We start from the raw sequence: 24,067 nt of genomic DNA on the forward strand, positions 1-24,067 counted from the left end.
CTGTTTTAGTTAGGGTACCAGTATTATTGAAGGAGGTAGAACCATCAAAGTCACCAAAAAATGACTCAGAGTTTTGAATATCGAATGTACCAGTGTTATTGAAAGTAGCACCATCTACAGCAGAGATATTGCCCGTACCTGTCCAAGTAATAGTGCTTTCGTTATTGAAAGTACGTTCAGTAAGACTTTTCTGATCTGTACCGCTAATACTACCAGTTGTGCCAGCCACAATAGTAGTAGTACCTGTACCACTTTGAGTACCACCACTCCAAGTGAAACTGCTAGTTTGAGGAGTTTCTCCTTCTGCTGGTGTGGGAGCTGCTACTCGGAAGTTACCAGCACCAGCAAGAGTACCACCAGTTTGTTCAAAGTTAGGTATAGCTATTTGTGAGTCAGCAGCAGTTTCTACGTTGAGAGTACCACCTGTAAGTTGAACTAAACCTAGCCCGGTAAAGGTTGCACCGTCGTTAAGAGTATTGGTGCCACTGTTAAACTCTACTATAGCAGTCTCAGCAGTATTGAATGTACCAGTACTGCTGCCACCTCCATCTCCAACAATAATAGTACCTATCTGTACGTCTACTGTACCAGTATTGTTAAAGACGTTATCCTCAAAATCAGTAGCACCTGTGCCTGCTGTTTTAGTTAGGGTACCAGTATTATTGAAGGAGGTAGAACCATCAAAGTCACCAAAAAATGACTCAGAGTTTTGAATATCGAATGTACCAGTGTTATTGAAAGTAGCACCATCTACAGCAGAGATATTGCCCGTACCTGTCCAAGTAATAGTGCTTTCGTTATTGAAAGTACGTTCAGTAAGACTTTTCTGATCTGTACCGCTAATACTACCAGTTGTGCCAGCCACAATAGTAGTAGTACCTGTACCACTTTGAGTACCACCACTCCAAGTGAAACTGCTAGTTTGAGGAGTTTCTCCTTCTGCTGGTGTGGGAGCTGCTACTCGGAAGTTGCCAGTACCACTGAGAGTACCACCTGTTTGTTCAAAGTTAGGTATAGCTATTTGTGAGTCAGCAGCAGTTTCTACGTTGAGAGTACCACCTGTAAGTTGAACTAAACCTAGCCCAGTAAAGGTTGCACCGTCGTTAAGAGTATTGGTGCCACTGTTAAACTCTACTATAGCAGTCTCAGCAGTATTGAATGTACCAGTACTGCTGCCACCTCCATCTCCAACAATAATAGTACCTGTCTGTACGTCTACTGTACCAGTATTGTTAAAGATAGTATCCTCAAAATCAGTAGCACCTGTACCTGCTGATTTAGTTAAAGTACCAGTGTTGTTGAAAGTGAAACCGTTAAAATCAGCAAAAAATGACTCTGAGTTTTGAATATCGAATGTGCCACTATTATTGAAAGCAGCACCACTTCCAGACGAGATATTACCCGTACCAGTCCAAGTAACAGTGCCTTGGTTATTGAAGGTGCGGTCTAAACTCTTTTGATCTGTGCCACTGATATTGCCGATCGCGCCCGCAGCTAGAGTAGTATTACCTGCGCCTCCCTGAGTTCCACCTGTCCAATTGAAATTACCAGTAATATTGAGGCTACCACCCCCATTGAAAATACCGCCTTCTTGGGTAAAGTTAGCAATATTTACAGGTGTAGCTGGTGAAGTTTCTAGAGCAATAGTACCATTAGATCTAAGTCTGACTAACCCTGTACCAGTAAAGGTAGTTCCAGGGTTTAGAGTTAAAATGCCACTAACTTCCAGAGCTGTTCCGTCTGCTGTATTAAAGGTTCCGGTGTTGGTGCGTGTACTAAAATTATTCAGACTAACAGTCCCTGTTTGAATATCTATTGTCCCACTATTATCGAAACTGTTACCGGAAAAACTTACAGATCCATTACCTGCCGACTTAGTTACTGTACCTGTATTGTTGAATACAGGAGCAAAATCTTCGGAGATTTGGATATCAAACTGGCCAGAGTTATTGAAAGTTCCACTACTACTAGATATATCTGATGTACCTGTCCAAGTAGCAGTACCAGCATTGTTGAGAGTTGTATTTAAAGTCTTGGAACCTGTACCACTAATATTAAGAGTACCTGTAGTTGCTGGAATATTGATACTGCCAGTACCAAAAAACCGTCCTTCCGTCCAATTTAATGTTGTAACATTTAGTTCGCCTGAGTTAGTAAGATCCGCACCCCCGTTTAAATTTAGTGTAGCGACTGTTGCGTTTGTGTCCAGAGTTACGTCAACAAAGCCGTTAATTGTAACGTTATCTACTGCTGTAGGGACAGTATTGGTGTCCCAGTTGGCTGCATCGGTCCAGGATGAGCCATCACCATTTCCCGTCCATAAAAGGTCTGCCATTTAGTCCTCCAAGGTGAAAATTGGAAAAAATTTTGCCTCCTATACTAACATAATTAATTTGACAACAATCACATCTTTAAAGTTTATGATCAAAATTTATTAAGATTGCAGTTTAAGGATAAGTTTTGACATATCAAAAGCTTAAAACTTAGACAAAGTAAGATTTTTCTTTCTCTGGTAAATAAATAAAGTTAGTATTTTAGGCTCATAGTTGGGCAGAAAAATCATTCTTACAATTCTTACTTCTACCTCCTCGCTCATTCCCATTTCTCCTGTCTTCCCATCCGGTGGAGGGGTTAGGGGTGGGTTGTTTCCTACCCCTACTAAAAGACTAGTGAAGCGCAAACCCTAAATACCTTCTTCCTTCTTTTCTAGATAACTAATCTCCTAGATTAAGTATTTAGATATAATCACAATGTAAAATGTCATTGTGACTAGAACAGAGTGGAAGGAAGCAATCTCAATTACTTCTGGAATTTCCAAATAATTTTCATTTTATTAATTACCAAATAATTAATAATTAATAATTAAATAATTATGGTTTAAAGCCTCCTCTTTGTAATGGGAAAAAAGCGGTCGTTTTGCTGGCGCACAACTCCGTTAACGCTACGCGACATGTTTGCGGAGCATTCCGTCAGGAAAAAGCGTAGCTTCCCGAAGGGTGGGATGGCGAGGTCTCGGAGCCATATCCAATCGACCAAGAAAAGAAATAATATTTCCTGATCTTCAATTCCGTAACAGTTTTAACCAGAGGTAATTATCAATTATCCATTATCCATTAATGAAACTACTTATCCATAAGGTAGGAAAAATTAGGATTTGAGATTGCTTCCATATCGGTCGCTTCGGAGGGAAATACGTTGAGGTGCTTCAACAATGAATAATGAATAATGAATAATGAATAATTACCTCTCCTTGAAAAGAAGAGGATTGACTAATAATGAAAATTTTTCTTTATTATCCCCTTAAAAGGGGAGGCTTTAAACCACAATTTTTCGGTAAGTCCTAAATTATTTATCTCCGTCTACTTAAATAAACACTTTCTTTCTTCTTCCCTCTTTCCTCTTCCTTCTTCCTTCTTCCTTACCAAAAAAGTCTATACCAACTCCTGATAAAAATTAAATAACTGTCTAGCTAAAGCTTGATTTGTATACTGATTCATTGCTTTTTCATAACCTTTTTTCCCTAATTCTTCAACTAATTCTTTTTGCTCCATCAACTGCATTAAACAATTTCTCAATTCCTCAATATTTCCCTCTGGAAAAACCAAACCAGCATCTCCAATTACATGAGGAATTTCTCCAGAATCAGAACCTATTACAGGCACTCGACAAGCCATTGCTTCAATTAAAACATGACCAAATTGTTCTTTCCAACCCACAGAAGTTAAAGTTTTAAACTTATAAGTAGTTTCTGATGGCAAAACTAAAGTATTCATCAGATTAATATATTTTTGTACATGGTCGTGGGGAACACTTTCTACTAAAATCAACCGTTCTTTAATTCCTAATTCTGCTGCTTTTTCTAACAAAGTCGATTGTAATTCACCCCTTCCTAATAATAACCATTTCCAATTTTTTTCCTGTAAACCTGCCAAAGCTTCTGTCAATGTTAATAATCCCTTTTCCTCAACAAAACGACCTACAAAACCCACCACAAAATCATCAGTTTTAATTCCCAAACTATCTTTTAATTCTGCCTGTGGTTCTGGTTTAAACAAACTTTCATCTACTCCCAATTGAGGCATAACTTTAATCGGTCCTTTGTAGCCTCGTTCTCTTAAAATATCTTCTCCATCTTTATTTCCAGCAACAATTCCATCAGTATTTTTGAGATTATAAGATTCTAATAAAGAAATGGGAAATTTGAGAGTATAAGGTAAATTCCACCAAGTAAAAAATAGATTTTTAGCTTTGAGTCCTAAAAGTTTATTAAAAGTAATAAATTGAGCATAAGTTAAAGCTTTAGAACCCTGTTCTACTTGAATAATATCGGGCTTTAATTTTCTTAGTAAACTAATTAAGTCAGAACCAAAAGTTAGTAAAGCTTGATTATTTTCGCTGTAATTAGAAATAGGTACTACTTGAAAAGAACCCTCATCAATAAATTGGGTTTCAACAATTTGACTTTGTACACCTTTAGGGTTCCAACGTTTAGGAACAACAACCGTAACTTCAATACCCGGTTCAAGTTGAGCTAAAGCACGTAACTTTTCCCGGTTTAAGTCAACAATATAAGTGTGGCTAGCTACTAATATTTTCATGGTTATTATTGGGTGATTTACTATTGATGAAAGAGTATGTGTTAGAATTTTTAGAAAACAGTAGGGGCGAATGGCATTCGCCCTCCCTAATATTATGTTAATTTTCTCTTATATCATGTCCGGATAATTAGTTATAAAAAAACTTTCTCCTTCAACTCCAGTTCTTCTTCTTTCTTCCCTCTTTCCTCCTGACTCCTGACTTCCCCTCCACCGGAGGGGCGAGGGGTGGGTTGACTCCTGAGGACTCCTAACTTAACCATTCTATGGCTGTTTAACCGGATTTGATATAACTTTCTTTAATTCAGGACTTACGCAAAGACTCTACTTATAGGGAGGGCGAATACCATTCGCCCCTACGACTTTTGAATTATTACCCTTAATTCAGGACTTACGCAGAGACTCTACTTATAGGGAGGGCGAATACCATTCGCCCCTACGACTTTTGAATTATTACCCTTTGACTTTTTTTGTATAAATTTGCCCGTCATCCCAAATAGATTTAACCCTTGTTTGAACAGCACTCAAAAAACCAAGAGTATAGAAACCTCCACGAGTAATTATTTTGATCGGAGAACCACCTTTATAACAAGGAGGGTTTCCCAAAACATGACAATCAAATAATTTGGCAAAGAAACGCGCACATTGATTAGGAGTCAGATTTTTTAATCCCATGAAAAAGTGATTGTGATAAAAAGTAACCTGATATTTGAGCGATCGCGTTGAAATATCATGACAACCTCCACTTTCTTCACCCAAGTGAACTAAAGAAGCTTCAGGGTCAAACCAAATTTGATAACCAGTTTGTCGTAACCTCAAACAAAAATCTGACTCTTCCCGTACTGCACTACCCCGAAACCGCTCATCAAAACTAAGACTATACTTAGTAAAAATATCTCGGCGATAAGACATATTACAACCTCTAGCTGATATCACTCGTTGAGCTTTAACTGTATGTACCAAATCTATGTGATACCAAGCAATACCGGGGTCTGATGCTTCAGGGGGCAAATCTTCTATTTCCAACTCTCCACCAGAATCTCCTAATTTCATGCGATCGAATACTCGTCCCGCCACTGCTCCTATCTCTGGGCGATCAACATAATTGCGAGCATGAGCCGCTAAAAATCCTTTTTCCAAGCGTACATCATCATCAATAAAAAGAATTATTTCGCCACTACAATGTCTGACAGCATAATTTCTTGCCCCTGGTAAACTCGCCCAACTGAGGTGAAACAATTTAATTTTTTCAGCATTAGCTACTTCCTCTAAATAAGCTTGAGTTTCTGGTTTATGAGTAGCAGTCTGGTCAACTACCAAAACTTCAAAATTAGGATAATCTTGTTTTATAACATCAGCGATCGTATCTACCAGAGCTTCTTCCCGGTTATAGGTAGGAATGACAACAGAAATAGAAATAGTTAATTGTTTATTTTCTTCTGTTAGAGATTGTGCGTTCATTTTTCTCCTTCTTATTTTTTACCATTTTCCATTTCTTCTTCCGCTTTAATTCTTGCTTGTTCCTGTTTGTCAATTACTGGCAACCTGAAGACTACCCCAGCAAAATACCAATAATAAACTGCAACTGGGTCTACATCAAGAGGGTAATAATAAGTGTTATAGCTAATAATTAGAACAAAAACCCAATAGCTTGCACCCAAACTGCGTAGATTTTTATCTTTAACTGAGCGATAAGCTTTAAAGCCAGCAACAGTAATACTTGTTAATAGGACTAACATTGCAATTGTGCCTATAGGTCCTATTTCATAGATTAATTTAGGGTAATAAGTCTCAATTAACCTAGTTTTACCAAAAACTCGGGCTGAGTTGGTAGCTCGCCCTAACCCATTGCCAAAAAATCCATCTTGTGAATGATTAGACTCTTCAAATTGTTGGGTAATAAAAGCAGTTGGTGGTGAAGCTTGCCAGCGACTGATAAAACTATCTATCCGCTCCTGAACAACTGCGGGATTAGATACTATTGCTCCTCCCAGGACAACACCGAGTCCAATACCAATAGGAAGAAACTTTTTGAGGTTAGCGATCTGACCTGTTAAGACTAAGAGTATTATTGTTACTGTGGGAACCAGAGCTAGAGCAATTCTTTGACCGCTAATAGCTGCATTAACAAAAACTACCGCCATTCCAAGTAAACCCCCTATTCGCCAGAGGGGAGAGGGGTCACTAAAAGCAACTGCAAAAGTAAAAGCAGCATTAGAAATCAAGAACCATCCCCATTGCCAAGGTGCGACAAAAGTACCAGGTAAACGAATTACACCCTGACTAGGGCTAAATAGCAGAGCGCCTCCTATTAAACATTTAGCTTCTAAGCTTGCCTTAAATAATTCGCCTCCAGTCAAACCACGAGTACCGTTACACTTTCCAGAAGCAAGGAATTGGTACTGTACCATACCAAGTAAACAACAGATAATAGCTAGAATTACTGTCAAACGGGCAGCAAATAATAATTCTTTTTTACTTTTGAGTTTATAATAGGCCCCTGTGATTAGAGGTAAGTAGCCAATCATTGCTTTGAGTCCCAATATTCCCATACCAATTGGTTGATCTCCTGGTCTGGGTGGGTCAAGTTGTTGAGCACCATTAACCATTAGTAAAGTAAGTAGACAAAAGCCCAATAAAAGGTACAGGGGATTTTTCATTGCTTTGGGAATGATGAATGGATTTCCTGTCTGCTTACACCACATACCAATGCCAATCATTGCTGGAATGAAGAAGCCATCTTTTGCTAACTGAAATATGGGACTTCCTCCACCGATCCAGTAAGTCACAGTGCCAGCAAAGGGCATATAAATCATAAATCCCCAAAGTCCTAAAATTGGATACTTGAAGGAAAGACCTAAAACTACTATGCCACCACCACCAGCGAGGGCTATTTTTGGTTCCGCTACGAAAAATAACGTTATACCAATAACAAGACCAAGACCACCATAAGTAACCAGATCGCCAATAACCTTCTGAATTTGTTTAGCTCTTTGGCGCTTTCTGGCAGCTAATTCCTTTTTGCTAATCGCAGGAGCAGCAGGTTTGCCTTTCTTTTTTGATTTGCTTTTTGATTTTTTTTTAGACTTTTGTGTTGTCGGCATTCTTATAAATTAAGAATTTATAATTTAGAATTTAGAATTAAAAAATGGTCTATATGAATTTAGAATTTAGAATTAAAAAATGGTTAATACCAGTTTTATATGAGGTTGCATAGAATTATGAAACTCATTAAATCGATCTATCTCTATCTACTCCTATCTGCGGTCAATTATGCTTGAAATATTATTCTATGCAGCTTCATTTCAATTTGGTATAACTTGTTAATTTCTGAATTTAATAATTCTGGATTCTGGATTCTGGATTCTGGATTCTAAATTCTAAATTTAGGGAACGTCACACCAGATGTTGCTGGACTGCTAAAACTAAGTTCTCTGTCCAGTAGCTTGCAAGTTCAGCATTAATTGCCTCTACCATAACTCTAATTAGTGGCTCTGTGCCAGAGGCTCGGACTAAAACCCGCCCTACATCTGCTAAAGCTGTTTCTGCTTCGTCTATAGCTCTGACTAATGGTTCGCATTTTTGCCAGTTGGCTCGGCGATCGCGGTCTTCTACCCGGACATTTCGGAGCAGTTGGGGATAGGTCTGGAAGCTTTGTTCTACTAATTCTGCTAAGGAGACTCCAGAATTTTTGACGAGGGTTGCCAAATGCAAGGAGGTCATTAGGCCATCTCCTGAAATGCCATAGTGAGGACAGAGAATATGTCCTGATTGCTCCCCTCCTAACATTGAGCCTGTCCGTTGCATTTCTGCATGAACATATTGGTCTCCTACTTTTGTCCTTAATATTTGTCCACCCTGTTTGTGCCAAGCACGTTCAAAGCCTAAATTGGCCATCACTGTAGTTACTATCAAATTGTTTGGTAGTAACCCAGCTTGACTTAAGCTTTGGCCCCAGAAGTAGAGTATATAATCTCCATCAATAGAACGACCTTGAGAATCTACTGCTAATACTCGGTCAGCATCTCCATCAAAGGCAAATCCCATATCAGCATTATGTTCTACTACTGCTTCTTGGAGGTGATGGAGATGGGTTGAACCACAGTTGACATTGATGCGATCGCCGTTTGGTTGGTCATGTAAACAAATGGCTTCTGCCCCCATTGCCTTGAAAACTTCTGGGGCGGTATGAACTGCTGCTCCCCAGGCCAAGTCCAGAACTATTTTCATTCCCTGCAAATGTCCTGGTATTAAAGGAGAATGTAGAGATGCTTGGTACTCCTTGACTAATTCTGGTCTATGGTAATGTTGTCCCCAGTTACTATGGATGGCAGGAAAATCTGCTATTCCTCTAATTCCAGACTCTATCTGTTTCTGTAATTCTGAAGAGAGCTTTGTACCATCAGAGCCAAAGAATTTTATTCCATTATCTTCGGGTGGATTATGACTAGCAGAAATCATTATTCCACCTATTGCTTCTGAAACACTTGTAAGATAGGCAACGCAAGGAGTGGGACATAAGCCTAAATTCCAAACTTCTAATCCTGCTGCTGTTAAACCTGCTGATAAAGCCATTGCCAGCATATTGCCTGAGTTTCTGGTATCTTGACCCATAATTACAGGGCCACAGTTTGGAGAATATTGGCGCAATACCTGTCCTGCCCAAAAGCCTATTTGTAGGGCTAGGGGAGCATTTAGTAGTTCTCCTGCTTTGCCCCGGATGCCATCTGTACCAAATAGGGGTGTTGTGGGCAGTGAGGTATTATTCCAAGGCAATGTTGTTGTGATTGCTGTGGATGATAAGTTAAAAGTTTTTTGTCCATAAGTTGGTCTGAATGATGGTGTTGCTACCATAATTTTCACTCCTCGTCAAGATTAAGTTATTCTCACTCTCAACAAAGAGAATAGCACTTCCGGATTGAATACATAATTTTGAATTATTTGCCTAGTCATTTTGAGAATTTTTGCAGATGAAGGGCGATCGCTCCATAGCTAAGAAGGAGGCGATCGCTTTTTTTCCAGCCTACTTCTGGGCCTTTGAAGTAGGAACTTCTGGCCTCCCTCTGGGGAGTAGGGGAGATGGGGCAAATATGGAACATTTTATAGCGCTGTGCGCAGGCAACAGGCAACAGGCAACCCACCCCTCGCCCCTCCCCCTCCCTGGAGGGGAAGACAGGAGGAACGGGGAATTATAGAGGAGGTAGTCGTAAAAATTGTAAGAGTGATTTTTCTGTCATAATCATCCCAAAATACTGGCTTTTTGAGCTAGTATGACCGAAAACAGGCGCACTTTTTAAAGGCCAAAAAAGGCAGCAAACCAATATCAATCAATGCTTTTATATTTAATCAGCAAGCCCGACTTCTGACTTCTGACTTCTGACTTCTGACTTCGTTAATGCTTGCTGTCTATTGTTTGTTGAATAAATATTCATATAGGTTTTATGAGATTGACAAATGATTTGACTTATGTATACAAAAAATTTATATAGGTTTTATGAGATTGACAAATAATTTGACTTGTGCAGGTAGCTAATAACAGTTGATTTTAAGCCTAATTATATGAGCTTTTATATGAGCTTTTATATGAGCTTTTATATGAGGTTTGATTAGTCACATCAGTAGATACCCTTACGTCTTTATTTATGTAGATAGTCAGCAGATGGAAGAGAAATATAATGGACTTTGCTTTAACCAAAAGGAGCAATTCCGGTCTGGTTTATCAGTTTTGGGAGCAATGGACTGAACATGAAGATATGCTTTATCGGTGCTGTCTTAGGTTAATGAACTCTAACCGAACAGATGCGGAGGATGCTCTGAGTCGGGCGGCGCTAAAAGCTTGGGAAAAGGTGCAAAAGTTTGAGGGGAAAATTACTAATTTTAAGGCCTGGTCGATCAAGCTAACTCATAACCTCTGTATTGATATGATTCGAGAACGTTCTCGAGGCGCTATGGGTGTTGAAAGTATTGAATTGGTGGGGGATACTCATATTCTGAGTATAGCCTCTTCGGTGGAGTCGCCAGAGAGTTTTCTGGAGAGAGAGGAGAGGTCTATTAAGATTCGACGGGCGATCGCTGATTTACCGGAAACGTTACGGGAGACTTTTATTTTACATTTATATGAAGAGCTTACCCATACAGAAATTGCGGAACGGCAAGGGATATCCTACAACAATGTATGCAGGCGGATATATGTGGCCAAGAAAAAGCTCAAAGAGAAGTTGAGCGACTATTTTCTAGGGACGGGGGAGAAAGTAAGTGTTACGGCAGGTTATGGTCGGAAGTTGTCTACCCAAAGGAAATATGAGGAAAAGCAGCAGATAATTGAGTCGGAAGAAAGGAAAGAGTGGGAGACGGGGACGAAAGAATTGGAATGCGATCGCGCTATATTTGATCGTTATTCTATCTCTATATCACTCCATCACCCGATCGCTCCCATCACCCTATCACCCCATCACCCTATCACCTCATTACCCCATCACCTCATTACCCCATCACAGGAGGTAGAAAAATCTGAGTTTATGGATAGTTCTGTGGAGCTAGGGGATAATGTAGGTCAGACTATTCAGGAAGTGGCAACAGTATCGGTAGAAGTAGGGGGCGATCGGGTAGTTGAGGGAGAAAAACAAGAGTATGTTGAGAGTATTGTCGAGTCAAGGGAGCAAGTTGAGCAGAAGATTCAGGAGACTGCTACAGAATTAGCGGAAGTAGAGAGCGATCGGGTAGTTGAGGCGGAAAAAGATGGGTGTGTCGAAAGTTCGGTGGGGTCGAAGGATAATAGAGATATCCAGAAAATCAATAATTTTATTCAACCATTCTATAGAACAGCAAGCAAAGGTGAGCAGAAAAGTTTTTTTTTGTACCACCCACGATCTGAAAAAATTGCTTCCTTGTTGTCTGTTGCCTGTTGCTTATCAACTGCAAGCAAAAGTTACCAGAAAAAATCTTTTTCCTGTTGTTTATCAAGGGAGGAGATGCGATGGTTGAGACCGTATGTTATGTGGGGGAGTTTGACAGGGGATAATACTCATTCTGAGTTAATATCTCGGTTAATGGGAGAGGTGAAACTTTTCCCTAATGTCGAGAGCTCATTGGAGGATATTCAGTGGATGTGGGATAGGTCGTTGATGGATACAGGGGGGTAATATCCCTAGTGTGGTGTAGTTTTATTGCCTCTTTACCAAAATTGTGTGAGAGGTTGATTTGGCATGGCGATAAATCTAGAAAAGGTAGAACCTACATTCCGCACGTGATACTTAGACATTTTCTGGTAGGAAAAATATGTTAAACTAGCAATTATCAAATCCAAAATCTTTTTCATCAAAAATCTCAAATCATTCGTCACTGTGCAACGCCATTCTGAATTATCTCCCTAGTAGCTAAACCAGTTTTTTCCCAACTAAACTCTTGAGCTACTAGCCAAACTTAAGGTCGATCTGCGCGATAGACGAATTCACAGTTAATTTAAGTTCCCTAAAAGAGAAAGGAGCTATCGCCCCAATTATTTAAACCTTAATCAGATAATTCTGAATTATCTCCCTAGTAGCTAAACCAGTTTTTTCCCAACTAAATTCTTTAGCTCTAGCTAAACTTAAGGTTGAGAGGCGCGATCGCTCTTCCCCATCATTAGCAATAATATTCATAATTTGCTACTATACTTAACTAATATTAGGACTTACGCAGATACGCTATATATAGCGCTTAAAACTATTGGCCAATAGAAAATATACTCTATACATAGTGCCTTTTCGTAAGTCCTGTCCCTATCACACTACCATCATATCACCCAATCATCCTATCCCCCCATCACCCCACTTCCGAATCACCTCCCTAGTAGCTAAACCAGTTTTTTCCCAACTAAACTCTTGAGCTACTAGCTAAACTTAAGATGAAGAGGTGCGTACGCTCCTTCCCATCTTTAGCAATAATATTCATCGCATCTGTTATTTCTCCCACATTTTTCGGGTTAACTAAAATAGCTGCATCTCCAGGAACTTCTGGCAGGGATGAAATATTAGAAGTAATAACTGGGGTACCACAGGCTATTGCTTCCAATACCGGAAAACCAAACCCTTTCCACAGACTAGGAAAAACTAGAGCGATCGCGATGATTGAGACCGTATGTTATGTGGATGAGTTTGACAGGGAATAATACTAAATCTGGGTTAATGTATCAGTTTATTCGAGAGGTGAAGCTATTCCTAAAAACAAAAATAAAATAAGAAGGGTGCGTTATTAACGCACCCTACAAAATCAATCTACAAATAGACTAATTGGATAATTATTTGGACTAATTCGGTTCTGTGTACAAGATATAGACAGAATCATCATGACCATGAACTGTGATTGCGTCAGGTTGCATATCATCCGGTAGGTATGTATGAGAGCCTAATGAGTCAGTGCCTATAGGATCATGCTCATACAAAGAAATCACTAATGAATCCTTAAAACTTAAAGGAAGATTTATAGGCCACACGTCGCCATTTTGCATTTCATAGTTTCCTTTGCTTGGATACTTTTTTGGTCGCCCTTGATCAATGATATACTCAATGTAAACCTCGTCATGCCCAAAGGTGTTCGAGATTTGTACTGCCTCGATAGATTCTAAAAAAATTGAGGTCTCATCGCCAATTTTTGACGAATAAAAGGATTGAGGGGTAAGGGAAAAATCAGACGATTGAGGGAGATAGCATTTTGTTGTTGAAAAGCATACAGAATTAAGGTTTGAAGGATTTCTTAAGTTGGAATAATTCCCCAAGTCGATTTCAGCTTTTTTCCATGTTGTAGAGCGCAAGGCATCAAACTTCGTGGTGTCTGAACAGGGGTTGTACCTGGGGCAGCATTTTACTTCCATATCATCCTTAGCTGCCTCGTATGCTGATCGACCTGGATTGATATTGCGTAGTGCATCAGATTCATTCGCTTTGTCAAACTTGAGAGTCACTTGGTGTGAACAATTATTGGTAGCATTTGCACCTATGTAACCTTGATCGTAGCTCCAATCTATATCAACACAAGCGGGCGGAGGCACCCGATCGCCTTCACCACAGTCATCAGGTAAAGCTAAGCTGGGGGATGCTGAGAACATACCTATCGCACCCAGCACGCAAAATAGGCATAAGGTTAATTTGAGAAGTCTAACAACAAACTTCAAAAGACTTTCCTCCTTCAGAAATTGTAAATTGTTGGGCCACAATACACTGTAAGCCTTACAGTGATTGTCTTTGCTCAATTGAGCCATTTTTGAGAAGTTAGCCTTGGGCCTGACAAGGAAAAAATTATGCCAGTATGCCTTTACCACCTTCTCAAGAATATGACGTTTGACAAGCAGTTTTTATGACCAATGCTGTAGAACCCAGTTATGTTATCCAAATAAGGGTAAGCCACTAATTTCAACGTTGCGGTCGGGTAACTGGCAGCTTCTATTACTCTGGAGAATAAAGCAAATGGAGCGATCGCCCTCATCATTTAGACCTTAATCATATAATCCTGAATTACCTCCCTAGTAGCTAAACCAGTTTTTTCCCAACTAAACTCTTGAGCTACTAGCCAAACTTAAGATCGAGAGGCGCGATCGCTCTGCTCCATACTTTAGCAATAATATTCATATTATTTAACTTGACAGTGGCTTTTTTTGTGCTAGATTCGGATAGGTAAGATATTTAACAACCCAGATGGGAGACCACTAATAAATATGAAACGAATGCTAGTATGGATCATGTCAGTGCTACTGGCATTGACCTGCGTAAATATTAGTCCCAATCAGGCGATGGCGGCCGGGACAAACTTAGTTGTGAATGGCAGCTTTGAACAGCCAGTCACTGGTATGGTGGATTACCCACCGTCAGTTCCAGGGTGGCAGTTATCTGGAGGTATCGCGATCGAATTTCAGCGTATCCCGGGCCAGCCTTACGCGGGGGAACAACTCGTGGAACTTGATAGTCTTGGAGTGAGTGGAATTTATCAAGATATTCCGACGGAGGCAGGCAAAACCTACAAGCTTACCTTTGCCTTCTCACCCCGTCCCAGTGTCTCAGAGAATAAGTTGAATGTAAGTTGGGGAAATGCCTCAGTTGCTAAACTGGAGAAAAGTGGTGAAGGTCTGTCTAATACTGATTGGCAGGTTTATACCTACGAACTCAAAGCTACTAGCAATAACACCCGTCTAAGCTTTGATAATCTCAATGAGACATCCGATGAGCTGGGTACTTTTATTGATGCAGTGAGTGTCGAAGAGAAACTTACTACCCCTAGTATTAAAGAGCCTGATGAACCCTGTGTCAGCGGATCAATAATAAGCTTAGTTGACTTTGAAACTCTCCCTAGTGGTGGAACTCCCACTGATGATCTAGAATTTAATGATACCTATAACTATGGTGAGACTAAAGTCACCTTCGGATTTGATTCTAATCACGATCTTACTATCGATGTGCCGGCTAGGTTTGAAAGTCGTCTCCCCGATCCTGGAAGGAGAGATTATTATGGTTATACCCATCGTCGGAAGAATGACGTTGATCTCACGGCTACTCAGGAAGGAGGTAACTGGTTTCTCAGAAACCTTTGGAAGCCTGCAGAAACTAAGTTAATGTATCCATATGATAATAACGGTGAATTTCTAGCTGTTATGGATGGCAAGCTTGGCAACAGTGCCTCTGGCCAAATATGGGATGCCGATCTGGGTGAAGAGTACACGATTGATGCCATTGATCAAGATGGCAATGTCATGGATTCAATAACTACAGGTAGACTGTCTAATAATGAAGGTGCTGGAACTTATAGTGGTTTACCTTTTCCGTTTTCCTTTGATTCATTGCCTCGCCCCATCAAAGTGATACGTATCTCTGGACGTGCTACAGGTAGGGGTCGCGGTTTTGCGTTTGATAACTTCTCTGCTACAGATGTATGCCCTAAATAACTCCTAACCTAGATTTACCAAAGGCGATCGTCTTCCCCAAGAAGATCGCCCCCAAATAAAAAAGGAGCGATCGCCCCAATGATTTAAGCCTCAATCAGATAATTCTGAATTACCTCCCTAGTAGCTAAACCAGTTTTTTCCCAACTAAACTCTTGAGCTACTAGCCAAACTTAAGGTGGAGAGGCGCGATCGCTCTTCTCCATCTTTAGCAATAATATTCATGGCATCTGTTATTTCTCCCACATTTTTCGGGTTAACTAAAATAGCTGCATCTCCAGCAACTTCTGGCAGGGATGAAATATTAGAAGTAATCACAGGGGTACCACAGGCCATTGCTTCCAATACCGGAAAACCAAACCCTGACCACAGACTAGGAAAAACTAGAGCGATCGCTTGACTAATTATTTTGGGTAATTCTGCTCTAGGAACATCATACAGAATCTAGGTTAGATGATTTTAAAATTTTTTGTCAGAAATGATGTTTAGAAATCGTCTTAATATTAGAGTTTCGACTTAGTTAACAATTTGCGATACGGACCGCGACATAATACGCTAGTTCTCACACGTAAGTAGTAACGAGGGTGACGCTTTGTATCTTCTGCACTAATCGCTGCTATTCGCATTTCTGGCAGTCTATCTATGATAGACATAGACCTCAGAAGAAATCCCGCTCCCTACGCTAAAACGGCGTAGTAAGGGTTTGAGGACTTTTTTAGTTATGTTAATTGACAAAGACTTAAATGTAAGTATAGAGTGTAGAGATGCGGTTGGGCAAGACCCGTCAATGCCTGTGGATGAGTAACCGCCGACGGCCTCACAAGAAGCAGGAAGTAAACAGCCTCCTAGGTCGGAGCTACGCTATCAATTTGTCACGTTATGTGAAGCTTTGTATCAGTTTTATGAAGCAGTACAAACTTAACTAAGGAGATCAACCATAATCATGTTTTCTCAAGTGAAATTAACCAAAAAATTGATTGCTTTATTTGCAGTAGTAATTGCAGTGTTCTGCACCATTCAAGCTCCTGCTTTTGCTAAAGTTAACATCGACATGCGCTGTAATGATAGGGCATCATACATTGAGCTGCAGGCATCTGACTCTGAAGGTGCAGTCTGGACAAACACCTGTGGCAGAGAAGTGGAATTTATTGTTGACTTCGCAGACGGTGAGTGGAATTACGGTAGCGGCTATCCCTACAACATAATGGTAGGCCCGGAGGGCAACCCTCAGGGTGATGTTTTCGGCTATTTCGATAATCCTTACTGCCAAGGTGCCGAATTATCTTACGTCATCGACGATCAGCCTGTTCCTGCTGGTTGCTACTCTTATGACCGGAGTGTGTTTTTGATGCCTGGCGAGACGATTACACTAATCAACAATGATCAAAAGGGCAGCGCCCATAATGATAACTCAGGCTCGGTATTTTTGTATGTTCACAACTTCTTATAAGGCTGATGAGCTTTTCTTCTAGTTGGTGAAATTGATTCTTGAGGATTTCGGGGACTTGAATTCGATAATGTATCAGGAATGATGGCAAATCATAAGTTGGCGGCAGCAGTTGCTGATATGGGTTTTTACGAGTTCAGAAGACAGTTAGAGTACAAATGTGAGTTATACGGTTCTGAGCTAATCATTATTGATAGATGGTTTCCTAGCTCTAAGACTTGCAGTAGGTGTGGAGCTGTTAAAGAGTCTCTGTTGTTATCAGAGCGCGTTTTCAATTGTGAACACTGCAATTTTAGCTGTGAACGAGACTTGAATGCAGCGTTAAATTTAGTTATGGCGGGCAGTTTGCTCCGCAACGCTAGCGCGAACGTCCGTGACAGCCTGTGGACTGGACAGGCGCCGACGTTGCCAGGTTGAAGCAGGAATAGAACAGATTGTTTAGAGAAAATCATAGATTTATATAGATAATCGTAGGTTTCTAAGAACGGATGTCTAAACAACCCATAAACAATCTAAAAGGAGAATTACGATGACGATCAAATACCAAAACAAATGCATCCTGAATGTTAAGAAAGCCGACAATTTGATGAATGTCTACCTCAATGCCGACTCCGGGGAAGCTAACGGGACACTCTTCGGCTACTCTACTAACGGACTAGGCGCAGCACCTCCAAATGCCACGGTAGATCTCGTCCCTGCGCTGCAAGGTATTGGAGGATCGGGCAAACTTTCAATCATCGGTGCCAACTTTAGTGGCGGTGGATCAATGGAAGTAGAGATCATAACCGACAGCACTTCGCATCAGGTCGTTAATGAAAATTTAGGTGCGTTTACTTCCAAGATGTGGAGCGTAGATATCCAAAAGAACTGATCTGGTCAGTAAAGCTGTAAGCTTCTGTGCTGATATAATGATAACTCAGGTTCGGTGAAAATCTATAATATTCGCAACTACCCCAAGTCCTAAAGATTTCCGGGATTTGAATCTGATAGTTGATCGGTAGGTAGGGTTATGTGGCACAAGCTTGATCTTTGCCCTACCTCACAATTTCTTGCAAGTGGACGCGAAGGCAAAAGAAATCGGAAATTTCCGAAAGTAGGTATCGCACCCCTTTTCTCTTTGCCAAAATGGTTGCGTGAGAGATAGAATTTTCAAAACTCTTTTTTTTTCTGATCATCTTAATTGTTAATTATACAATTCTGAATTACCTCCCTAGTAGCTAAACCAGTTTTTTCCCAACTAAATTCTTGAGCTACTAGCCAAACTTAAGGTAGAGAGGCGCGATCGCTCTTCCCCACCTTTAGCAATAATATTCATGGCATCTGTTATTTCTTCCACACTTTTCGGGTTAACCAAAATTGCAGCATCTCCAGCAACTTCTGGCAGGGATGAAATATTAGAAGTAATAACTGGGGTACCACAGGCCATTGCTTCCAATGCGGGAAAACCAAACCCTTCCCACAAACTAGGAAAAACCAGGGCGATCGCCTGATTAATTATTTTGGGTAATTTTGCTGTGGGAACATAGTGCGGAATGTAGATTAGATAATTTTAATTTTTGGTCAGAAATGATGTAGAGAAATCGTCTTAATAACGGTCAAACCCAACCCTGACCACAGACTAGGAAAAACTGATCGCTTTCGCCAATAAAAAGGAGCGATCGCTTCTTTTTATTTAAACCTTAATCAGATAATTCTGAATTACCTCCCTAGTAGCTAAACCAGTTTTTTCCCAACTAAACCCTTTAGCTTTAGCCAAACTTAGGGTTCTCAGGAGTTATCGCTATACTAGGTAAAAGTTATATGAATTTTGTGCAAAAAAAATAATTCAGAAATTTACCTCTCTAAGCGTCTAATTAATGGAAGCAAAAAAAAATTAAATTAAATGGAAATCAAAATTACTCAGCTTAAAAGTGGACTGATAGGCTACAAAGCAGCCCTGTATATTGGGAGCGCTTGGGATCCAGCAAAGTACATTGCAGAAGCTAAAAATGACGAAGAATGGTCTGGGTTCTATATTGCTGAAGTTGAGAACACAGCAAAAGGATATTTGCCTAATATTATTAATGGTTCTAAGGGAATTGCCTATATCAACCAGGTTCAACTTAAAGAAACAGTAAAACTGATCGTCTGTCTTGATGATTCTTTTAAAACAGGACATATTAACATGGCAGCACTAAAATCTGCATTACGTAAAAACGGAATAGATGTGCAAGAGAATGACCTTTTGATACCAAAGCTTGGCCAATTAGGGTACTTCTTTAAGTGCTATAATAATGAAGAGGGAGCAAAGGAGATAATTTCGCCAAATAACATGGTATCCAAATTAAATATGCTTAAATATAAAGAATGCGAATTGAAAAATTATGAGGTTAAAAATTGCAAGACTATCTAATTATCCATTATCCATTAATTACCCCAGATTGAACTCGATCCAACCCCGATTAAAAATTAATTCATAAATGCGGTTATGAATTTTTAGCAACCCTTTTTGCTTTTTTATTAGTCCTGACAGACATAATTCTTTTTCTTCTGGAATATCTACACTTACTATCTCTTTTTCCTCCCATAATTGTTGATAAATTGTGAGTAGTTGGGTTTTGTTTGGACTGTAAAGAATGCGATCGCGAATGGTTTTTAAATGCTCTGGTTCATCTTGAGTTTCCCAATTTGTCAGAATTTTTTCTTGTACTAGGTTCTCTATCCATTCTGTTTCACCATTAACAGGAATAGGTATTTTTGAATTACGAATCAACTGACATAGTTTTTGAGTTAAAAAAGGTTGTCCTCCCGTCCAGTTTAATATTTCTTGAAGCATAGTTTGAGGATTACTAACTTTTTCAGCTATTCCAAATAATAAAGGTTGTGCTTCATGTGGTTTAAAGCTTTCTAATTCAATTGCTTGACCGATATTAAAAGGAGTTCTCCTAATATCAGTCATTAATTCGGAAGGAGTTGCTACCCCAAACAAGGCAAAGGTGAGATGCTGATATCTAGATTTTGGATCGATCATTCGTTGATTGTAGCAAGACCGAATCAGGGCAAAAAAGCTATCCACCGGAATTTTTAAGCCTAAAATACTATCAATTTCATCAATAAAAATGAAGACTTTTTTGGGAGTTTGACTTTCATTATTATTCAGTTCAACTAATAAAACATCTTGCAGAAATCTATCGAATCTTTGTAACGGAGAAATATCTAATCGGTCATTCCACCAAGCTTTTAAATTAACTGTGGTTAAATCAAAACTGCACCATAGATCGACAGCTAATCCTTTATACCATTGTTCTATGGTCACATTTTCATCACCGATGCGGGTTAAATCTATAGCAGCACAATGATATCCTTCATGGTTAAAATGGTGCATCATTTTCACCATGAGACTAGATTTACCCATTTGTCGAGAATTCAAAATATAACAAAACTCACCTTTTTTTAAGGCTTGATAGAGAGTGCGGTCTGCTTGTCGGACTACATAAGTAGGAGCATCCATGGGCAAACTTCCTCCTACTTGATAATCAAAATTAGAGCTAGGTTCGGCAGTTTTTAGTAGGTCATTTTCAAAGATAAGTTCTGCTTGAGTTTCTTTGAGAACTTCTAAGGTTTGAGACAGTTCTTTTGTACGTTCTTCGACTCTTTGTTCTAGGGTTTGATAAAGCCTGGAATTGTCAATGGAAATTGCAGCTTGAGCGGATAATATTTTTAATAGTTCGACTCTTTTTGTTGTGAATGTGTCTGTAGTTAAATTATTTTCTAAATAAACAATTCCTCTTAATTGATTTTGATTAATTAATGGAATACAGAGAATTGATTTAGTTTGTGTGGCAATAATATAAGGGTCATTAATAAATTGTCCTTCGTGAGCTGCATCTTTGAGAACTATATTTTCTTGACTGCGGGCTACATAATTGATAATCGTAGTTGGTAAAATCGGAATTGATGTTTCTGAGTCTACAAATTCTATCGGAATTGATTGTAAGATTGTAACTTCATCGCTATCTATTTTTCCTTGAGCTTCAATAACCCAATTATCTTCGCGATCGAGAATTAAAAAGCCTGTTTGTGCCCCGGCATTTTCTATGACAATTTTCATTAAATTGTGTAGAAGTTTTTCCAGATTAATTTCACCAGAAATTGCTTGAGATGCTTTAATAACTGTTGTTAAGTCGAGAACTTCTCCATCAGTTTCAGAGGTAGAAATGGTTGTACTAATGCCTTTTGATTTTTTTTGATTTACTACTCCTAATAAATACTGAGGATATTCCTCTTCTAACTGTTTTACTTTAGCTTTAGCACCCCAACGGATGTAACAATGATGGGCATTTCTTAAGTACAATTGACCGATTTTCTTTCTATCAAGGGCGAGATAAAACTCTGCTGCTCGTTCGTAAGCTAAAGCTTCTTCGTGGATAAATTCATATTTTTCTGCTCCTTCAATGGCGCGATCGTACAGTTCTTGTGCTTGTAAAGTTTGTCCTAAAATTCTGGCTTTTTCTGCTTCTACTAAATCGTATTTGTGTTGACAGTTTTCTCGGCAGTGTCCAGCCCATATTTTCATATCCTCTTGATTTTTTTCTACTTGTTCGAGTAATTCTTTTCGCTGTTCTGTGTCGCAATTATTGTAATGAGCAAGACAAGCAAGAGAAGAGTAAAAATTTTGCTGTAGAGGGAATGAAACTGCTCCAATAACTACGATAACAATTTTTTTTGCATATTGGCTATTCTTAAAGGCCTTATAGGAATCTTTCAGAAAATAAAAAATAAACATTTTACCAAAGTAGTAAAAAAATAGTAACCATTGATTTTTCGTATTGATATATTCTTGTAAAGATTTTTTTTCTTTCTCTTTAGAATTGCCAATCAATAAATAGTTTTTATCTTTGCCGATATTCCTTAAATTAACAATAGTTCTTCTAAATATTTCCGTGAACTTTATCGCATATTCCTGATTTATTTTTTTGACTAATTTAGCGTGTTTACTAAAATATTCTTCAAGTTTTTCTAAATTGCATCCTCCGAAAAAATTGAAATTGCAAGAAGCTGAAGAAATATAACAAACATGCTCGTTCTTTCCAGTATTTATCCCTTGTTGTAAAGCATTTATTAAGTTTTCTCTTGCGACTTTTTTATTTATTTGTTCTTTCCAATGCCATATATATCCGTAATACAAATATATAACTACAGTTTCTAACTTAGGGGTATAGTATTTCTCTAACAATTTTAGAGATAGTTTTCCAAATTGATATCCATTATTAATATCCCCCATTACTGCACAAAGAAGCATTCCATAATAAGCATAAATAGCAGCAGCTTCAGGAGGATTGTTGTAATTAAGACAAAGATTGAGCTGAGTTAAGACTATTTCAACAAATAATGAAAAATTTGTTGTTACTGATGCACTCGTAATGGACTGCAATATAGATATAGCTGCCAGTTTATAAGGCTCAGTCATTTGTGGCAAATCAGCTAAATCATTTATGTTTTTCTCTTTTAATAGCAATTCTAGATTTTGATATTTTATCCTATGTTTTATTTCATTCTCACTAACAACTTTTTGTGATATTTTTATTCCCAGTTTACCTAAAGCTTTAACAGCAGTATCAATAGCTTTTTCTGACTCAAATTTAGCGAAATAGTAGAAGATTAACAACTCATAAACCTTAACTTTATCAAGAACACCTTTCGTCATTTGCAGAGTGTTTGCAGATAGTTCTTCAATTTGCTCCCATTTATTATTGAAGTATAAAGCTTCTAAAGTGTTTATATGAAGTTCTAATGTCAATTCGTACTGATTTTGCCAGCTATTTTCTGTTAATAATTCTGAACCATTATCTAAATATTTTAAAGCTGATTCATAAGCTGTTGAAGTTCTTGCTTTTTTACCTGCTTCGAGATTTAATTTTGCTAATTCATTTTTTTCTAATTGATCGGTAATCAAAGCAGAACCTTCATTCAGTTGATTGACAACATCAAAAACCTTCTTCTGTAACTCATCTTCTTCAAGATTTTTCAGAAGTAGACGACCTATTTGTAGATGCACTTGCTTTTTTTCTGCTGCTGGAATTAGAGAATAAGCTGCTTGTTGTACTCGGTCATGTAAAAATTTGTAGGGGATATATTTTGAATCTTCAAAATAGTTTTCTGAGAGCTTATTTGATAAATCTTCTGAATTCCAAAGTAAAGGAACCTTGTAGTTATTTTTCAAAGGAAAAATCAGCCCTTCTTGTAAAGCAGACTGTAATTCATTCGCTGTTACTGTTTGAGATTTATTATTAACGATCGCCAAAATTTCTAAATTAAATTTGTTGCCAATACAAGCTGCTAATTTGAGAACTTGTTGAGTTTTTTCATCCAATTTTTCAATTTTTCTGACCATTAAGTCAACTACATTATCGGTGATAGATACACTTTCAATTTCTTTTATATTCCATTGCCAATAACTTTGTTGACTATCTTGTGGTCGATCGGGGTTAAATACTAAGAATTTTTCTTGGTACAAAGAACTCAGCAGTTGAGTCAGGAAAAATGGATTGCCTCCTGTTTTTTTGGCAACTAATTCAGCTAAAGGTTTAGTAATTTCTTTTGCGCAACTTAGGGTCTCAGCAATCAATTGATTAATATTATTAATTGTTAATGGTTCGAGGGTAATCTCTGATACTGCTACTTGTGTAGTCTGAATTTTCTCTAAGGTGTGTATTAGGGGATGAGTAGAATTAACTTCATTATCTCGATATGCTCCAATTAAAAGAAAATATTGGTTGTCATCATCTGACATTAATTGCTCAATTAATCTTAGAGATGGTAAATCTGCCCATTGTAAATCGTCAATAAAAATCACTAAAGGATGTTCTTTTTGACAAAATACACTCAAAAATCTTTGAAAGAATAAATTAAATCTATTTTGGCTTTCAGTTTTACCAAGTTGTTCTACTGCTGGTTGTTGACAGATGATTTTTTCTAGTTCAGGAATTACATCAATAATAATTTGACCATTATTTCCTAGAGCTTCTAATATTTGAGTTTTCCAAGTTTGTAGAGTTATTTCTGGTTCACTTAGCAGTTTACGGATTAACTCTTGAAAAGCTTGAGAAATTGCTGAATAAGGAATATCTCTCTGGA

General features: G+C 38.5%; 18 protein-coding genes and 3 pseudogenes. 6 read left to right on the forward strand and 15 right to left on the reverse strand.

The features are described from left to right. The 8 genes from F6K15_RS11555 to F6K15_RS11590 form a co-directional block, all read right to left on the reverse strand. The coding region (locus tag F6K15_RS11555; RefSeq protein ID WP_293060901.1) for a hypothetical protein at positions 1-2,335 on the reverse strand (2,335 nt) is incomplete at its 3' end. A gap of 141 nt (positions 2,336-2,476) precedes the next feature. Further along, positions 2,477-2,680 carry a hypothetical protein gene (locus F6K15_RS11560; RefSeq protein WP_293060903.1) on the reverse strand — a complete coding sequence of 68 codons (204 nt, stop codon included), beginning with the start codon at positions 2,678-2,680 and terminating at the stop codon, positions 2,477-2,479. A 751-nt stretch (positions 2,681-3,431) separates the two neighbouring features. Continuing rightward, a complete protein-coding gene (gene hpsO / locus F6K15_RS11565; protein ID WP_293060905.1) occupies positions 3,432-4,598 on the reverse strand; it encodes a hormogonium polysaccharide biosynthesis glycosyltransferase HpsO in 1,167 nt (388 codons plus the stop codon). A 131-nt stretch (positions 4,599-4,729) separates the two neighbouring features. Then, positions 4,730-4,858 carry a hypothetical protein gene (locus F6K15_RS11570; RefSeq protein WP_293060907.1) on the reverse strand — a complete coding sequence of 43 codons (129 nt, stop codon included), beginning with the start codon at positions 4,856-4,858 and terminating at the stop codon, positions 4,730-4,732. Between the two features lie 190 nt (positions 4,859-5,048). Then, the gene (gene hpsN, locus F6K15_RS11575; RefSeq protein WP_293060909.1) at positions 5,049-6,056 is read right to left on the reverse strand and encodes a hormogonium polysaccharide biosynthesis glycosyltransferase HpsN; all 1,008 of its coding nucleotides are present in this window, start codon (positions 6,054-6,056) and stop codon (positions 5,049-5,051) included. Positions 6,057-6,067: 11 nt separating this feature from the next. Beyond that, the gene (hpsL, locus tag F6K15_RS11580) at positions 6,068-7,699 is read right to left on the reverse strand and encodes a hormogonium polysaccharide biosynthesis protein HpsL (RefSeq protein ID WP_293060911.1); all 1,632 of its coding nucleotides are present in this window, start codon (positions 7,697-7,699) and stop codon (positions 6,068-6,070) included. 292 nt (positions 7,700-7,991) lie between these two features. Then, positions 7,992-9,449, reverse strand: coding sequence for a phosphoglucosamine mutase (gene glmM / locus F6K15_RS11585; RefSeq protein WP_293060913.1), 1,458 nt, complete (start codon positions 9,447-9,449; stop codon positions 7,992-7,994). Positions 9,450-9,544: 95 nt separating this feature from the next. Next, on the reverse strand, positions 9,545-9,694 hold the full coding sequence (locus tag F6K15_RS11590; RefSeq protein WP_293060915.1) for a hypothetical protein: 150 nt from the start codon (positions 9,692-9,694) through the stop codon (positions 9,545-9,547). A 576-nt stretch (positions 9,695-10,270) separates the two neighbouring features. Between F6K15_RS11590 and F6K15_RS11595 the strand changes: the two genes are divergently transcribed. Beyond that, complete coding sequence (locus tag F6K15_RS11595) at positions 10,271-11,737, forward strand: RNA polymerase sigma factor (protein WP_293060917.1); 1,467 nt, start codon at positions 10,271-10,273, stop codon at positions 11,735-11,737. Between the two features lie 360 nt (positions 11,738-12,097). Here the strand turns inward: F6K15_RS11595 and F6K15_RS11600 are convergent, their stop codons facing one another. The 3 genes and pseudogenes from F6K15_RS11600 to F6K15_RS11610 all read right to left on the reverse strand — a co-directional run bounded on the left by F6K15_RS11600 (position 12,098) and on the right by F6K15_RS11610 (position 13,833). Continuing rightward, complete coding sequence (locus F6K15_RS11600) at positions 12,098-12,235, reverse strand: hypothetical protein (protein WP_293060919.1); 138 nt, start codon at positions 12,233-12,235, stop codon at positions 12,098-12,100. Positions 12,236-12,382: 147 nt separating this feature from the next. Continuing rightward, a pseudogene (locus F6K15_RS11605) lies at positions 12,383-12,698 on the reverse strand (glycosyltransferase); the annotation flags it as partial. 184 nt (positions 12,699-12,882) lie between these two features. After that, entirely contained in the window at positions 12,883-13,833 is a 951-nt protein-coding gene (locus F6K15_RS11610; protein ID WP_293060921.1) for a hypothetical protein, read from the reverse strand. A 528-nt stretch (positions 13,834-14,361) separates the two neighbouring features. On the opposite strand from F6K15_RS11610, the gene F6K15_RS11615 reads away from it, so the two are divergent. Further along, the gene (locus F6K15_RS11615; RefSeq protein WP_293060923.1) at positions 14,362-15,507 is read left to right on the forward strand and encodes a DUF642 domain-containing protein; all 1,146 of its coding nucleotides are present in this window, start codon (positions 14,362-14,364) and stop codon (positions 15,505-15,507) included. Positions 15,508-15,590: 83 nt separating this feature from the next. On the opposite strand, the pseudogene F6K15_RS11620 reads toward F6K15_RS11615, so the two are convergent. Then, a pseudogene (locus F6K15_RS11620) lies at positions 15,591-15,936 on the reverse strand (glycosyltransferase); the annotation flags it as partial. A gap of 71 nt (positions 15,937-16,007) precedes the next feature. Next, complete coding sequence (locus F6K15_RS11625) at positions 16,008-16,157, reverse strand: hypothetical protein (RefSeq protein ID WP_293060924.1); 150 nt, start codon at positions 16,155-16,157, stop codon at positions 16,008-16,010. 290 nt (positions 16,158-16,447) lie between these two features. Here F6K15_RS11625 and F6K15_RS11630 point away from each other — a divergent pair, with 290 nt between their 5' ends. The 3 genes from F6K15_RS11630 to F6K15_RS11640 all read left to right on the forward strand — a co-directional run bounded on the left by F6K15_RS11630 (position 16,448) and on the right by F6K15_RS11640 (position 17,822). Continuing rightward, positions 16,448-16,954 carry a hypothetical protein gene (locus tag F6K15_RS11630; protein WP_293060926.1) on the forward strand — a complete coding sequence of 169 codons (507 nt, stop codon included), beginning with the start codon at positions 16,448-16,450 and terminating at the stop codon, positions 16,952-16,954. Between the two features lie 78 nt (positions 16,955-17,032). After that, positions 17,033-17,368 (forward strand): RNA-guided endonuclease InsQ/TnpB family protein, encoded by a 336-nt coding sequence (locus F6K15_RS11635; RefSeq protein ID WP_375341060.1) that lies wholly within the window; start codon positions 17,033-17,035, stop codon positions 17,366-17,368. A gap of 112 nt (positions 17,369-17,480) precedes the next feature. Next, positions 17,481-17,822, forward strand: coding sequence for a hypothetical protein (locus F6K15_RS11640; protein WP_293060928.1), 342 nt, complete (start codon positions 17,481-17,483; stop codon positions 17,820-17,822). A gap of 305 nt (positions 17,823-18,127) precedes the next feature. Here F6K15_RS11640 and F6K15_RS11645 read toward each other — a convergent pair. Beyond that, positions 18,128-18,476, reverse strand: a pseudogene (locus tag F6K15_RS11645) (glycosyltransferase); the annotation flags it as partial. 357 nt (positions 18,477-18,833) lie between these two features. Here F6K15_RS11645 and F6K15_RS11650 point away from each other — a divergent pair. After that, positions 18,834-19,343, forward strand: a complete 510-nt coding sequence (locus F6K15_RS11650) for a hypothetical protein (RefSeq protein WP_293060930.1) — start codon at positions 18,834-18,836, stop codon at positions 19,341-19,343. A gap of 18 nt (positions 19,344-19,361) precedes the next feature. Here the strand turns inward: F6K15_RS11650 and F6K15_RS11655 are convergent. After that, on the reverse strand, positions 19,362-24,067 hold a 4,706-nt coding region (locus tag F6K15_RS11655), incomplete at its 5' end, for an AAA-like domain-containing protein (RefSeq protein ID WP_293060932.1).

This window comes from Okeania sp. SIO2B3, from assembly GCF_010672525.1.
In the GTDB taxonomy this organism is placed as follows: Bacteria; Cyanobacteriota; Cyanobacteriia; order Cyanobacteriales; family Microcoleaceae; genus Okeania.

Bases quoted from the DNA above. Each gene is read 5' to 3' on its own strand.
- hpsO (WP_293060905.1), bottom strand. From the start codon at position 4,598: ATGAAAATATTAGTAGCTAGCCACACTTATATTGTTGACTTAAACCGG.
- F6K15_RS11570 (WP_293060907.1), bottom strand. From the start codon at position 4,858: ATGGTTAAGTTAGGAGTCCTCAGGAGTCAACCCACCCCTCGCCCCTCC.
- hpsN (WP_293060909.1), bottom strand. From the start codon at position 6,056: ATGAACGCACAATCTCTAACAGAAGAAAATAAACAATTAACTATTTCT.
- hpsL (WP_293060911.1), bottom strand. From the start codon at position 7,699: ATGCCGACAACACAAAAGTCTAAAAAAAAATCAAAAAGCAAATCAAAA.
- glmM (WP_293060913.1), bottom strand. From the start codon at position 9,449: ATGGTAGCAACACCATCATTCAGACCAACTTATGGACAAAAAACTTTT.
- F6K15_RS11590 (WP_293060915.1), bottom strand. From the start codon at position 9,694: ATGTTCCATATTTGCCCCATCTCCCCTACTCCCCAGAGGGAGGCCAGA.
- F6K15_RS11595 (WP_293060917.1), top strand. From the start codon at position 10,271: ATGGACTTTGCTTTAACCAAAAGGAGCAATTCCGGTCTGGTTTATCAG.
- F6K15_RS11600 (WP_293060919.1), bottom strand. From the start codon at position 12,235: ATGAATATTATTGCTAATGATGGGGAAGAGCGATCGCGCCTCTCAACC.
- F6K15_RS11610 (WP_293060921.1), bottom strand. From the start codon at position 13,833: ATGGCTCAATTGAGCAAAGACAATCACTGTAAGGCTTACAGTGTATTG.
- F6K15_RS11615 (WP_293060923.1), top strand. From the start codon at position 14,362: ATGGCGGCCGGGACAAACTTAGTTGTGAATGGCAGCTTTGAACAGCCA.
- F6K15_RS11625 (WP_293060924.1), bottom strand. From the start codon at position 16,157: ATGTCTATCATAGATAGACTGCCAGAAATGCGAATAGCAGCGATTAGT.
- F6K15_RS11630 (WP_293060926.1), top strand. From the start codon at position 16,448: ATGTTTTCTCAAGTGAAATTAACCAAAAAATTGATTGCTTTATTTGCA.
- F6K15_RS11635 (WP_375341060.1), top strand. From the start codon at position 17,033: ATGATGGCAAATCATAAGTTGGCGGCAGCAGTTGCTGATATGGGTTTT.
- F6K15_RS11640 (WP_293060928.1), top strand. From the start codon at position 17,481: ATGACGATCAAATACCAAAACAAATGCATCCTGAATGTTAAGAAAGCC.
- F6K15_RS11650 (WP_293060930.1), top strand. From the start codon at position 18,834: ATGGAAATCAAAATTACTCAGCTTAAAAGTGGACTGATAGGCTACAAA.